Below are 13,771 nucleotides of genomic sequence, written 5' to 3' on the forward strand. Positions count from 1 at the left end.
CAGCGGAGGAATGGACTCATGCCGCATGAGCGAGCGGGCCGGCCGGCGGCTCCGGAGGACCTCGTCGACGTGGCCCGGCTGGTCACGGCCTACTACGCGCTGCACCCCGACCCGTCCGACCCCGCCCAGCGGGTGGCGTTCGGCACCTCGGGGCACCGCGGATCGTCGCTGGCGACCGCGTTCAACGAGGACCACATCGCGGCCACCAGCCAGGCCATCTGCGAGTACCGGAGCGGCCAGGGCACCGACGGCCCCCTCTTCCTGGGCGCCGACACCCACGCCCTGTCCGAACCCGCCAAGGTCACCGCCCTCGAGGTGTTCGCCGCCAACGGCGTGACCGTCCTGATCGACAGCGCCGACGGCTACACGCCCACCCCGGCCGTCTCGCACGCCATCCTCACCCACAACCGGGGCCGGACCACCGGTCTCGCGGACGGCGTCGTCGTCACCCCCTCGCACAACCCGCCCGCCGACGGCGGCTTCAAGTACAACCCGCCGAGCGGCGGCCCCGCGGCCTCCGACGCCACCTCCTGGATCCAGGACCGCGCCAACGAGATCATCGCGGGCGGCCTGAAGGACGTGCGGCGCGTCCCGTACGAGCGCGCGCTCGCCGCGGACACCACCGCCCGGTACGACTTCATGGGCGTCTACGTCGACGACCTGCCCAGCGTCCTCGACCTCGACGCGGTCCGGGCGTCCGAACTGCGCATCGGCGCCGACCCGCTCGGCGGGGCCTCCGTCGCCTACTGGGGCCGGATCGCCGAACGGCACGGGCTCGACCTCACCGTGGTCAACCCCCACACCGACCCCACCTGGCGGTTCATGACCCTGGACTGGGACGGCAAGATCCGGATGGACTGCTCGTCGCCGTACGCGATGGCCTCGCTGATCGAGAAGCGCGACGAGTACCGCGTGGCCACCGGCAACGACGCGGACGCCGACCGGCACGGCATCGTCACCCGCGACGCCGGCCTGATGAACCCCAACCACTACCTGGCCGTCGCCATCTCCTACCTCTACCGCCACCGCGACCAGTGGGCGGCGGACGCCGGGATCGGCAAGACGCTCGTCTCCTCCTCGATGATCGACCGGGTCGCCGCCGACCTCGGCCGCCGGCTCGTCGAAGTGCCCGTCGGCTTCAAGTGGTTCGTCGACGGACTGGTCAGCGGCGCGATCGGGTTCGGCGGCGAGGAGTCGGCCGGCGCGTCCTTCCTGCGCCGGGACGGCTCGGTGTGGACGACCGACAAGGACGGCATCCTGCTCGCCCTGCTCGCCTCCGAGATCACGGCCGTCACCGACCGGACGCCGTCCGAGCACTACGCCGACCTGACCGCACGCTTCGGCGAACCCGCCTACGCCCGTATCGACGCCCCCGCGAACCGCGAGGAGAAGGCGCTGCTCGCCAAGCTCTCCCCGGCCCAGGTCACCGCCACGACCCTGGCGGGCGAGGCGGTCACCGCGGTGCTCACCGAGGCCCCGGGCAACGGGGCCGCGATCGGCGGCATCAAGGTGACCACGGAGAACGCCTGGTTCGCGGCCCGCCCCTCCGGCACCGAGGACGTGTACAAGATCTACGCCGAGTCCTTCCAGGGCCCCGACCACCTCACCCGGGTCCAGGAGGAGGCCAAGGCGGTGGTGAACGCGGCCCTCGGCGACTGACCCCTCCCGTCCTCCGGGCGGCGGCGCACAGCGTCGGCCAGACCCTCCTTCACGTTCCCCGCATCCGCGACGCCGACCGGCGACCGCCGCCCGGTCAGGTCGCGAAGGTGCGGCGGCGTGACCGGGTCTCGGTCAGGTCCGTCGCCGCCCGGCGGGCGCTCGTGGCCAGGTGGACCGAACCCCAGGCGTGCGCGGTGCGTTCGGCCAGCGCATAGGCCTCGGCGGCCTCCCGGTCCGCGCCGAGCAGCCGGTGCAGATCGGCGAGGGCGTGGGCGAGCGGCCGGCACGCGTACGCCGCGCCCGCCGCCCCGGCGAGCTGCCCGCGCAGCGGGACCAGGTGCCCGACGAGGGCGGCCGCCGCCTCGTGGTCCCGGTGCAGCACCGCGAGCTGGGCACGGAAGTCGAGTTCCAGGCCGTACAGATGGTCCCGCAACGGCTCCCTGGCGACCGGGACGGCCCGGGACTCGTCGAGTCTGCCCAGGCGGGCCAGGACCAGCGCGTGGGCCACGGCGACCGGCCCGCCCGCGGACTCGTACACGGCGCGGACCATCGGCTCGATCTCGGCGGTACGGTCCTGGATCAGCCGCATGCTGATCAGCCCCAGGGTGCGCAGCCCGGTGGCATGGTGGGCGCCGACCCGCTGGAGCAGGCTGTCGGCCTCGGCGTAGTCGGCCTCCGCCGCCTCGAACCGGCCCCCGACGGCGGCCAGCATCGCCCGGGTCGCGGCACTGATCCCCTGCGCCCAGACCAGCCGGTAGCGGCGGGCCAGCGCCAGTCCCTCCGCGGTGTGCCGGTGCACGGCGGCGGGGTCGTTGCGGGCCCCCGCGGTCATCGAGTCGAGATGCTCGCACACCCAGCGGTAGGCCGGCAGGTCGTGGGCGCGGACGAGCGCCCGGAGGTCGGCGGTGAGGAGCGGCCGTTCGGCGGCCCGCGTCTCGTGCGGCAGCAACCGCGCCGACGTCATCAACGCGGCGGCCAGCAGCCGGGGTTCACCGTCCGCGCGGGCGAGCGCCAGCTGGTCCCGGGCCGCCTCCGAGGCCCGTGCCGGGTCCTCGGCGGCGACCGCGTCGACCAGCACCTGGAGGACACGCGCGCGGGTCGGGCCGTCCGGCCCCGGATCGGCCGCGAGCTGTTCGAGACGGGCCAGCGTGGTCCGGTCGTACGGGCCCTCCAGACGGCTGCGCCAGGGCGCCGGCTCGGTCCAGGCGCCGTAGACGGCCGCCACCAGGTCGCCGCGGGCGGCCTGTTCGGCAAGCTCCACGGCACGTTGCCGGGTGCGCCGGGCGGCGTCCGTGGCCCCGGTGCGCACCTGCGCGCCCAGCAGCCGTACCAGCAGCTCGATCAGCCGGTCGGGCGGGGTGTCGGCGCCCGTGACCGCGGTGTGCGTGTCGATCGCCTGCTGGATCAGGGTGACGGCCACGTCATGGGCGTAGCGCCGCTCGGCGGCCTCGGCGGCCCGCAGCGCGTAGTCGACGGCGAGCGGGGCGTCGGCCGCGCTCCCCGAGCGGGCGAAGTGGTGGGCGAGCGCCGCGAGTTCGCCGGGGCGGTGGCGGCGCAGCAGCCGGGCGACACGGGCGTGCAGCCGGGCCCGCCGGGCGGCGGACAGGTCGGCGTACACGGTGTCGCGGACCAGGGCGTGCACGAACCGGACCCGACCGGGCCCCGGTTCGGCGAGCAGGTCGGCGGCGAGCGCGCCGTCGAGCCCTTCCAGGACCTCCTCCTCCGGCGCGTCGGCGAAGTCGACCAGCAGGCCGACCTCGGCCTCCAGACCGAGCACGGCGGTGAGCCGGACGACGTACCGGGCGGCGGCGGGCAGCAGGGCGAGGCGTCTGCGCAGTACGTCACGCACGCCTTGGGGGACCTCGGAGACCGCCACCAGGGCACCCTCGTCGGCGAGCAGCCGGGCGCTCTCCAGGACGTAGAACGGATTGCCGCCGGTCCGTTCGGCCAGGGCCGCCACGGTCACCGGATCCACGGGTGCCGCGCAGACGGCGTCGACCAGGGTGGCCGTGTCCCGCGGCGGCAGCCCGCCCAGCGTGATCCGGTGCGGGCCGGCCGGGGCGAGCTGGGCGAGGGTCTTCAGCAGGTGCTCGCCGACCTCCGCGGGCCGGTACCCGGCGACGGTGAGCAGGGGCACGCCGGTGACGGCGGCCGCCGCCTCGACCAGGGCCAGGGTCTCGGCGTCGGCGCGGTGCAGGTCCTCCAGCAGCACGGCGAGCGGCGCCCGCGCGGCGGCGGCGCGCAGCCAGGCCGCGAAGGCCCGGTGCATCCGGAACCGGCCGGCGGTCGCCTCGTCACGGCCGGGCGCCCCGGGACGGCCGGTGGCCTCCTCGCGACCGTTGCCGGCGGTTCCCTCCGGCTCCCGCAGCAGCACCGCCAGTTCGTCGGGCCGGTCCGGCGGCACCTCACGGGCGAGCGCGCCGAGCGCCTCCACCCAGGCCCAGGCCGGCGGCGCGCCCTCGTACTCGGGGCAGCGGCCGATCACCACCCGCCAGCCGGCCCGGCGCAGCCGCTCCGCCGCCCGGTCGAGGAACGCGGACTTGCCCGCCCCGGCCTCGCCGGTGACCAGGACGACACCGCCCGTCTGCCGTGCGACCGCGGCGGCCGCCTCCACCGCGCCCAGTTCCGCGGCCCTGCCGACGAACAGACCGCGCCCGGTGCGCGCGGGCAGGACGGCGGCAGCGGGTTCCGGTACGGCCGCGCGCAGCACGTCGAGCCGCCCGTTGAGCACGGCATGCTCCAGGTCACGCAGCGCGGGCCCGGGATCGCAGCCGAGTTCACCGCGCAGCACGGCGGCGGCGCGGCGCAGCGAGGAGAGCGCGTCGGCCTGCCGGTCGCAGGCCCACTGCGCGAGCGCGAGGAGCCGCCAGCCCTCCTCGCGGAGCGGACTCTCCCGGACCAGCGACTCGGCGTCCGCCGCGGCCTCGGCCGCCCGGCCGGTGCGCAGGCCGGCGGCGACTGAGAGTTCGCGGGCCTCGGTGCGCAGCCCGGTCAGCCGGGCCACCTCCGCGGCGGCCCAGTCCTCGTCCGCGTGCTCGGCGAAGGCCGGGCCGCGCCACCAGCCGAGCGCCTCGGCGAGCAGCCGCCGGGCCTCCTCGGCCGAGGCGCCACGGGCCCGCCCGACCCGGCTCTCGAACCGCCAGGCGTCCACGGCGTCCCCGGCCACCCGCAGGGCGTATCCGGGTGGCGCGGTGACCAGGACGGTGGCCGGGGCGCGCGGCGCCCGGTCCGGTTCGAGGGACCGGCGCAGATTGGACAGGTAGGCGTGCAGCGACACGGTCGCCTTGGCGGGCGGCGCACCCCGCCACAGCGCGTCCGCCATCCGTTCGACCGGTACGACACCGCCCCGGGCCGCGATCAGCAGCGCCAGCACGGCACGCTGTCGCGGAGCACCCAACTCGACCGGACTTCCGGCGACTTCGGCACCCAGCGGACCCAGGACTCGCAAACGCAGCACGCCGCGGAAATCTACCCGAGCACCGCGTCGATGCTGTCAACGGACGATAAACGCGGCGCACCGCGCGACGCCAAGACGAGCGCCAAGCGGACGCCAAGTGGGGTGCGGCACGGTGGGCGGTCGAAACACAGACACCTGATCGTTGGAGCAAGCAAGCGTGTCCCTCAACAGCAGCCACGGCGCCCCGGCCACCGCCGAGCGTCCTCATACCCACGAAATGGTCGTGGTCCACCGGGTCTTCCGCCGTGAGTCGGCGCTGCTGCCCCGGCTGGTGCGGGCCGTGCCCGACGGCGACACGGCCCGTGCGGCCCTGGTCCTCGGGGCCCTGCGCGACTACACGATGGGCCTGCACCACCATCACCACGCCGAGGACGAGCTGATCTGGCCGCTCCTGAGGGCCCGGGCCGCACGGGACGAGGCGCTGGTGGACCGGATGACCGAGCAGCACGAGGCCATCGACCGCACCCTGGCGGCCGTGGCGGAGTGGACGCCGGTGTGGGAGAGGTCCGCCGACCGGATCTCCGGTGAGGAACTGGCCCTGGCGCTGGAGGCGCATCGCACCGCGCTCCTGGTCCACCTCGACGAGGAGGAGACGTCGCTGCTGCCGCTGGTCGCCGAGCATCTGACCGTCGCCGAGTGGGACCTGGTCGGAGAGCGCGGCCTGGAGGGGCTGCCGAAGAACAAGCGCCTGCTGGCACTCGGCGCGATCCTGGAGGAGGCGACTCCCGAGGAGAGCGCGTTCTTCCTGGGCAAGGCCCCGCTCGTGGGCAGGCTGCTGTGGCGGGCCGTCGGCCGGCGCCAGTACGCCGCCTACCGCGACCGCATGCGCGCGCCGCTGGCCGGGGAGTAGCCCGGTGTCCGTACTCGACTCCGCCCCGCTCGACGTCCAGGACTCCTACCGCACCTGCGAGTTCGCCACCCTGGGCCGCGACGGCACCCCCGTGGTGTGGCCGACGGCCGTGTGGCGCCGACCGGACGGGACCCTGCTGCTGAGCACCTCCCTGGCGTTCGCGCAGAAGGCGCTGAACATCCGCAGGGACGGCCGTGTCGCCCTGCTCTTCTCCGACCCCACCGGCAGCGGCCGCACCGCACCCCCGCAGATCTTCGTCGGCGGACACGCCGAGTGCCCCGACGAGATCATGACCGGCCCCCAGGGCGCCGAGGAGTACTGGCGGATGCTGTTCGAACGCCAGCCGCACAGCCGCTCGTACCTCTCGGCGCCGATGCGGCCGCTGATGGACTGGTACTACCTGCGGCTGCTGATCACCGTGACACCTCGTCAGGTCGTGGTGCGGCCGCCGCTGCCCGCGTCCGACGCACCGGCACCGGCTCGGACACCGGCGCCGGCACTGGCCTCGGCCAGTGGGCTGGTGGGCGCCGCGCGGCTCGCCCGGTTCCCGACGGCCGTGCTCGCCGCGCGCGACGCGTCCGGAGCGCCGGTGCTGGCCAGGACCCGGCCGGTGCCCACCGCCGACGGCTTCGCCGTGGCCGTGCCGGCCGACTGCCCGGCGGCACCCGGCCCCGCCTCCCTCCTCGGGCACCGGCACGACGAGCGGCTGAACAACATGTACAACGTGCTCGTGCCCGGCGAACTGCGCACGGGCGACGGGGGGCCGGTGCTGGTCCCGGGCAAGGTGGTGGAGCCGATGGGCACCGGCCGCGTGAGTGACGCGGTGGGCGTGCTGCGCAGCACCAAGCGGGCCACCGACCGCTACCTGTCCCGGCGTGGCCTGTCCCGGCCACGCGTGCAGTGGCAGGAGTTCAGGGCACTGGCGCGGGACACGCGCCGGCCCTGACCCCTCCGCGCCGCCCCTGACGCCTCCGGCCCCTCCGGGCCACCCCTGTCCGGGAGCGGCCCGGGAGCGGCCCGGAGGCGCCCGTCAGCGCGCGGTCGCGGCGCAGGTGACGTCCGCGGCCGGCAACCGTCCGGTCGACAGGTAGGCGTTGACCGTGGCGTCGACGCATGCGCTGCCGTAGACGCCGAACACCGCGTGCTGGTCCGCCCCGCGCAGCGTGACCAGCCGGGAGCCCGGCCAGCCGCGGTGCACCGCCTGGGCGCCCTCGTAGACGGTGCGCGGGTCACCCGTCGCGTTGACGAGGAGGGCCGGCAGGTCGTCCCTGATCCTCGTCGGACGCTCGCGCGGCGGCTCCCAGAACGCGCAGGGTCCGATGTTGTTGGTCACCGGCCCGAACAACGGGTCCTGGGCGCGGGCCCGTTGGACGTCACGCCAGTAGGTGTCCGGGACGCGGGGCGCGGCCACGTCCCCGCAGAGGACGGCCGTCTGCACGCTGCCGTACGCCGATTCGGAACCGGTCAGCAGGAAGCGGAGCGTGTCGGCGAGCCATGGACTCGGGTCGACGGACCTGCCGTCGGCCGCGGCCCGCAGGTCGCGGACGGCCGCCGCGAAGGCGCCGTACGCCGTGTCGTCGTCCTGCGAGAGGCCGCTGAAGACGACCATCAGCGTGCTGCTCTCGTCCACTTGGTAGTCGCCGACCCGCAGCGGTGCGCGCTCCGCCGCGGCCTGGATCCGGTCCACGACCGCCAGCACCGCCTGCCGGCTGCCGCCCAGGCCGTACGTCGTGTCGCGGGCGGCGGCCCAGGCGGCCCAGTCCCGCAGCGCGTGCCGGTTGGCGGGCTCCGATCCGCGCAGCAGGCGCGGGCCGTACCGCCCTGGGTCGGCCACCCCGTCCAGCACGACCCGGTCCGTGCGGCCGGGGAACATCGTGGCGTACACCTGGCCCAGGTAGGTGCCGTACGAGTAGCCGAGGTAGGAGATCCGCCGCTCGCCGAGCGCGGCGCGGATCACGTCCATGTCCCGCGCGGTGTTCCGGGTGGTGACGTACGGCAGCACGTCGCCCTCGAACTTCCGGCAGTCACGGGCGAGTCGTGCGGCCAGGGCGGTGGAGCGGTCGAAGCCGGCCCGGTCGTGTCCCGGGCCGCGGATCGCCGACCCGGTGGGCCAGTGGCAGTCCATGGGCGTGCTGCGGCCGACGAAACGCGGGTCCACGCCGACCACGTCGTACCGCCGGCCCACGTCCTTCATCGCCGCCCGCACCCACGGCGGGTCACCGATCGTCTGCCCGCCAGGGCCACCGCTGTTGAGCAGCAGCGCCCCGACGCGGTGTGCGGTGTCGGCGGCCTCGATGCGGGAGATCGCGACGGTGATCGTACGGCCGCGCGGGTCGTCGTAGTCCAGGGGCACGGTGACGTCGGCGCAGCGGGCGCCCGCCTTCTCCAGCTCCTTGCCGGTGTCGTCGTCGGGCCCGAGCCGGCAGCTCTTCCAGACGAGGTGCTGGTGGTGGTAGCGGGCGAGCGGGTCGGGGGCCGGGTGGGCGGTGGCGGCCGGGGCGGCGCCGAAGGCCAGCGCGCCGGCGAGGGCCAGGGCGGCGGGGGCCGTGAAACCGGTCATGCGGCGGTCCTCTCACTGGTGCCGGCCGGGCAGAGGGAGACGTCGACGAGGTGCTGGAAGTCCAGTTCGGCCCGGAGGCTGTCCGGTACCTGGTCGAGGGCGACGGCCACGCGCCGGCCGCCCGGACCGACCGCGACCAGCGCCCGGTGGCCGCCGGGCACGGTCCCGGCGTGGCCCCACCACACCCCGCCGCACGTCAGCGGCGACGAGATCAGCCCCAGCCCGTAGCGGGCGCCCGGCCACAGCCGGTCCGGATCGGCGGCCACCGTCCGCCGCATCTCGGTGAGTTCGCGCGGCGGCAGCAGCCGGCCGCCGAAGAGCGCGGTGGCGAACCGGAGCAGGTCGGCCTGGGTGGAGACGAGCGCGCCGCCGACACCGCCGAAGGAGGTGTTCCAGTCGGTCCCGTCGACGCGCCGCCCGTCCTCGCCGGTGAAGTAACTGTGCGAGTACCGCCCCCGGATCCGGGTCTCGTCCCCCGGCCAGTAGGTGTCGCGCAGCCCGAGGGGCGCGATGATCCGCCTGCTGGTCTCCGCCTCCGGAGCGTGTCCGGTGACCTGCCGCACGATCAGTCCCAGCAGCAGATAGTTGGTGGTGGCGTAGTGCCAGGTCCCCTCGGGGCGCGGGAGTTCCAGGGCTCGCTCGATCAACTCGCGTGGTGCGAAGTGGCGGTGGCGCAGCCGCTCCGGGTGCTCCCACTCGGGTGCGTCGAGGTAGTCGGGCAACCCGCTGGTGTGGCGCAGGAGTTGCCGTACGGTGATGCGGCGGCCGTCGTAGCCGTGGGCGTCGATCAGGCCGGGCAGGTAGTGGTCCACGGAGGTGTCCAGCGAGAGCCGGTGCTCGGCGGCGAGCTGGAGGACGACGGTCGCGGTGAACGTCTTGGTGACGCTGCCGACACGCAACCGGTCGGTGGTGTTCATGGGGCGGCCGGTGCGCAGGTCGGCCGTGCCCGAGGCCGCGGTCCAGCGCCCGCACGGGCCGTCGGCGAGCACCGAGGCGCCGGTGATGTGATCGCCGGAGGTCAGTTCGGTCAGGGCCCGGCGGACCTCGGCGGGCGCGGCGCACCGCCCGGGGGGTGAGGAGGGCGACGGCCGTGCGGTGGCGGGCGGCGCGGCCGTCAGCACGAGTGCCGCCGCCGATAACGCGAGGGCGGACTTCACAGGAATGGTTGCCATGCGCCCTCACGCTAGGCAGGCGGCGGCCCGCGATCACTCCCGCTGGCTGCCGCATCCGTGGTGGGGGCAGCCCCCGCCGCGGCGGGTGGCCGGCCCCCCTCGGCTACGTCGCCCGGCACTGCGCGAGCCGCTTCTCCAGGAACCTGCGTTCGGCCGCGTTCGCCACCGACTCCAAGGCCCGTTCGTACGCTTCCGCCGCCTCCTGGGTCCGCCCCAGGCGCCGCAGCAGATCCGCCCGGGTGGCCGGCAGCAGGTGGTAGCCGGCCAGTTCGCCCTCCGCCTCCAGCTCCGCCACCAGCGCCAGCCCGGCCTCCATCCCCTCGGCCATGCCCACCGCGACCGCCCGGTTGAGCCGGACCACCGCCGACGGGACGAAGCGCTGGAGTTCGCCGTACAGCCCGGCGATGTCGGCCCAGTCGGTGTCGGCGGCGGTCGCCGCGGTGGCGTGACAGGCCGCGACGGCCGCCTGGATCTGGTACGGGCCGGGACGGCCACGGCGCAGGGCCCCCTCCAGGAGCGCCGCGCCCTCGTCGATCTCGGCACGGTCCCACGCCGTGCGGTCCTGGTCGTCCAGGGTCACCAGATCGCCGGCCGCGTCCACCCGCGTGCCCCGGCGGGCGTCGTGCAGCAGCAGAAGCGCGAGCAGGCCCGCGACCTCCGGTTCGTCGGGCATCAGCCGGGCCAGCAGCCGGGCCAGCCGGACGGCTTCGGCGCACAGACCGGCCCGCATCAGATCCGTGCCGCCGCTCGCCGTGTACCCCTCGTTGAACAGCAGGTACAGCACCCCGAGGACGCCCGTGGTGCGCTCGGGCAGCAGATGCGCGGGCGGCACCCGGTACGGGATACCGGCGTTGCGGATCTTCCGTTTGGCCCGCACCAGACGCTGCGCCATCGTGGCCTCCGGGACCAGGAAGGCGCGCGCGATCTCGGGGGTGGTCAGCCCGGCGAGGGTGCGCAGGGTCAGCGCGACCCGCGCCTCGACGGACAGGGCGGGGTGACAGCAGGTGAAGATCAGCCGCAGCCGGTCGTCCGTCACCCCGCTGTCGTCCCCGTCGTGATCGGGGTCGTACGGCCCCTCGTCCCGCGCCGACACCGCCGCCTCCCGCTGTTTCGCCGCCCCCACCGCCTCCCGGCGCAGCACGTCCAGGGCGCGGTTGCGGGCGGTCGTGGTGAGCCAGGCGCCGGGGCGGCGCGGCACTCCGTCGCGCCGCCACCGTTCGAGCGCCTGGGCGAAGGCGTCCTGCGCGCACTCCTCGGCGAGGTCCCAGTCGCCGGTCACCCGGATCAGGGTGGCGACGACCTGGGCCCACTCCTCGCGGAAGGCGGCGGCGACGGCCTCCTCGACCTCGTTCGTGGTACTCATGTGCGGTTCACTCCCAGACCGGCCGCACCTCCACCGAGCCGCCGGCGAGCGCCGCGGGGTGCCGGGAGGCGAGTGCCACCGCCTCGTCGAGGTCGGCGACCTCGATGATGTCGATGCCCGCGACGTACTCCTTGGTCTCGGCGAACGGCCCGTCGCTGAGCAGCACTTCGTCGCCCTGGACGCGCACGGTGGTGGCGTCGGCGGCGGGCCGCAGCCGGGCGCCGCCCTTGACGACGTCCCGGCTGCGGACCTCGTGGAGGTACGAGGTGAAACGCGGGTCCGCGGCGATCTCGGCGGGGCTGAGCTCCTCGCCGCCGACCGGGGTGCAGATGAACAGGACGTACTTCATGACCGCTCCTTCCGGTCCGTCGCGCCGAGCGGGACCGAGACGTGCTCGTGGGCGATGAGCCAGCCGAACCCGGGGTCGCGGTAACCGGTGGTGACCCGGACCAGCTGGTCCACGGGTTCCCCGGTCACGCGGGTGCCGTGGATCCGGACGAGGGCGTGGCTGAAGCAGCTGCCCTCTCCGGGACGCACCCGCAGCTCCAGGACCTCGCGGTGCACCGGCCCGGACAGGGTGGCGAACCATGCCTCGACCGCCTTGCGGACCTCGGCGGTCCCCGACCGCCCCGCGGTGTCGGCGGGCCCGTAGACCTCCGCGTCGGGCGCGTAGCAGGCGGTCACCCGGTCGACGTCCCGCTCGCGCGCCGCCTCGGTCAGCTCGGCGTCGATCCGGCGGACGGCCGCCTCGGCGTCCTCCAGCGGGTCCTCGTCCCAGAACGGCCGCACCTCCAGGGCCCCGACGGTGGCCACCGGATGGCCGGCCGCGATCCGTACCGCCTCCTCCAGGCTGTCGCAGTCGACGACGTCGAACCCGGCGACGTACTCCTTGGTCTCGGCGAACGGTCCGTCGGTCCGCAGCACCTCCCCGTCCCGCACCCGCACGGTGACCGCGGTGTCCGGCAGCCGCAGCCGGTGCCCGTACAGCCGGCTCCCGCCGCGCACGCCGTGTTCCTCGACCCAGGGTTCGACCGGTGCCATCCCGGAGGCGTCTGCGGTGTCGTCGCCGCAGACCAGCAGCATGTACTTCATGGGTTCCTCCACGTCCTCATGTGCTTCCTACACCCCACCGACGAACGGCGCCGGACGGAATCGACACCCGGCGGGCGCGAGCTTCGGCCCGGCCTCCTACGCCGGTGACCACATCCCGTGCCCGCGGCCCAGCACGCCGTGCGGATCATGGACGGCCTTGGCCTCGGCCAGGGTCGTCCACCGGCTTCCGTAGTGTGCCCGCCAGTCCGCAGGGGACATCGGCAGCGCGTTGACCGGATAGGCGACGGCGCCCCGGGCGCGGGCGAACTCGTACGCCCAGCGGTTGGCGGCGACCATCGGACCGGCCGTGCCGGGGACGGCCGTACGCAACAGGGCCAGGAGATGGACCACCTCGCCGGGCGGGCGGCGGAACAGCGGGGCCCGCAGGGTGCGGCCGAGCAGGGGGTAGAGCAGCACCAGGCCGTTCTCGCGCAGGTCCCGGAAGCCGGGGTCGCCGAGGACCGCCGTCACCACGGAGGCGGCGGTGTCCTCGGGCAGCAGCAGGTTCAGCCAGGGGTGCGGGTGCAGCCACTCGCCGGTCGACCGCAGCAGCTCCTCGTCGGTGGCGACCCGGTCCGCGAACTCGGCGTACCCGAGGTCCTCGGACTCGGCCGACCCGAAGGCGAGGCCGTCCAGGAGCGTCCCGTCGTCGGGAGGGGTCGGGCCCCGGTGGCCGGCCACCGCCTCGACCATGTAGGTCCAGCCGCCGGGGGCGGGACGGGCCTGGCCCTCCAGGTAGTCGAAACGCCGGTCCGCGGCCAGCAGGCGCTGGTCGGCCAGGTAGCCCTCCAGGTCGGGGTAGTACAGGCAGTAGCGGCGCACCAGGGCGGGCGCGGGGGACAGGCGCAGGGTGGCCCGGACGACGACGGCCACCTGGCCCAGACCCGCCAGGACCGCGTGGAAGAGGGAGCCGTGCCGGTCCGGCGCACAGACCAGGTGCTCGCCGGCCCCGGTCACCACCTCCAGCTCCAGCACCGAGTCCGCCACCAGACCGTGCCGGTGACTCGCGCCGCCCAGGCCGCCGGCGCTCAGCACACCGCCGACACCGGCGCCCAGGTAGTCGGTCAGGACGGGCGGGGCGAGCCCGTGCGGCAGGGTCGCGGCGAGCACGTCCCGCCACAGCGCACCCGCCTGCACCTCGACCCGGTCGCCGGTCACCGGCCCGACGGCGGCCAGTCCGGCCAGGTCCAGGACGATCCCGCCCGGCGCCTGACCCTGCCCGTACAGGGAGTGACCGCCCGCCCGCGCGGCCACCGGGATCCCGTGCCGACCGGCATGCACCAGCGCGTCCCTGATCCCGGCGGCGGACCCGGGCCGCAGCACGCCCAGCGGCGGTCCGTGCACGAGGTGGCCGAAGTCGTCCGCCGCCGCCCGGAGCGTCTCGGGGCGGGTGTCCAGCGGTTCCATGGATCCCGCGGCGGCGAAGACACGGTCCGACGACGTCACGCGGCACGCTCCCAGGAGGCATCGGTCGACAGGGGCGGAACCATTCTCACGGCGGCGGAGGGCGGCCGGGTGGTGTTTCCCACACCGGCGCCGGGCACCACGGGGGGTTTACGCCGCCGGATCCCGGAGAGCAGCGACACCGGAGCAGCGCCCACCGGGCTCCACCCCCGTC

General features: G+C 75.3%; 10 protein-coding genes. 3 read left to right on the forward strand and 7 right to left on the reverse strand.

All coding sequences use genetic code 11. The features are described from left to right. Window positions 1-18 precede the first annotated feature (18 nt). Window positions 19-1,659, forward strand: a complete 1,641-nt coding sequence (gene pgm / locus MB828_RS05210; RefSeq protein ID WP_301647121.1) for a phosphoglucomutase (alpha-D-glucose-1,6-bisphosphate-dependent) — start codon at window positions 19-21, stop codon at window positions 1,657-1,659. Window positions 1,660-1,753: 94 nt separating this feature from the next. Here pgm and MB828_RS05215 read toward each other — a convergent pair whose 3' ends face one another. Then, complete coding sequence (locus tag MB828_RS05215; protein WP_301647122.1) at window positions 1,754-5,116, reverse strand: BTAD domain-containing putative transcriptional regulator; 3,363 nt, start codon at window positions 5,114-5,116, stop codon at window positions 1,754-1,756. Window positions 5,117-5,273: 157 nt separating this feature from the next. Between MB828_RS05215 and MB828_RS05220 the strand changes: the two genes are divergently transcribed. Together MB828_RS05220 and MB828_RS05225 are read left to right on the forward strand one after the other, a co-directional pair. Next, a complete protein-coding gene (locus MB828_RS05220) occupies window positions 5,274-5,966 on the forward strand; it encodes a hemerythrin domain-containing protein (protein ID WP_301647123.1) in 693 nt (230 codons plus the stop codon). A 4-nt stretch (window positions 5,967-5,970) separates the two neighbouring features. Continuing rightward, a complete protein-coding gene (locus MB828_RS05225) occupies window positions 5,971-6,912 on the forward strand; it encodes a pyridoxamine 5'-phosphate oxidase family protein (RefSeq protein WP_301647124.1) in 942 nt (313 codons plus the stop codon). 84 nt (window positions 6,913-6,996) lie between these two features. Here MB828_RS05225 and MB828_RS05230 read toward each other — a convergent pair whose 3' ends face one another. From MB828_RS05230 to MB828_RS05255, 6 genes are all read right to left on the reverse strand, one after another. Next, a complete protein-coding gene (locus MB828_RS05230) occupies window positions 6,997-8,526 on the reverse strand; it encodes an alpha/beta hydrolase (protein ID WP_301647125.1) in 1,530 nt (509 codons plus the stop codon). Next, entirely contained in the window at window positions 8,523-9,698 is a 1,176-nt protein-coding gene (locus MB828_RS05235; RefSeq protein ID WP_301647126.1) for a serine hydrolase domain-containing protein, read from the reverse strand. Before MB828_RS05235 ends, MB828_RS05230 begins: the two co-directional genes overlap by 4 nt. A 103-nt stretch (window positions 9,699-9,801) precedes the next feature. Then, entirely contained in the window at window positions 9,802-11,061 is a 1,260-nt protein-coding gene (locus tag MB828_RS05240; RefSeq protein ID WP_301647127.1) for an RNA polymerase sigma factor, read from the reverse strand. Window positions 11,062-11,068: 7 nt separating this feature from the next. After that, on the reverse strand, window positions 11,069-11,410 hold the full coding sequence (locus MB828_RS05245; protein WP_301647128.1) for a YciI family protein: 342 nt from the start codon (window positions 11,408-11,410) through the stop codon (window positions 11,069-11,071). Next, window positions 11,407-12,153 carry a nuclear transport factor 2 family protein gene (locus tag MB828_RS05250; protein WP_301647129.1) on the reverse strand — a complete coding sequence of 249 codons (747 nt, stop codon included), beginning with the start codon at window positions 12,151-12,153 and terminating at the stop codon, window positions 11,407-11,409. The genes MB828_RS05245 and MB828_RS05250 overlap by 4 nt, the downstream gene beginning before the upstream one ends. Window positions 12,154-12,249: 96 nt before the next feature. Continuing rightward, entirely contained in the window at window positions 12,250-13,599 is a 1,350-nt protein-coding gene (locus tag MB828_RS05255) for an FAD-binding protein (RefSeq protein WP_301647130.1), read from the reverse strand. Window positions 13,600-13,771 lie beyond the last annotated feature (172 nt).

The organism is Streptomyces arenae (assembly GCF_022343545.1).
GTDB classification, from domain to species: Bacteria; Actinomycetota; Actinomycetes; order Streptomycetales; family Streptomycetaceae; genus Streptomyces; species Streptomyces humi.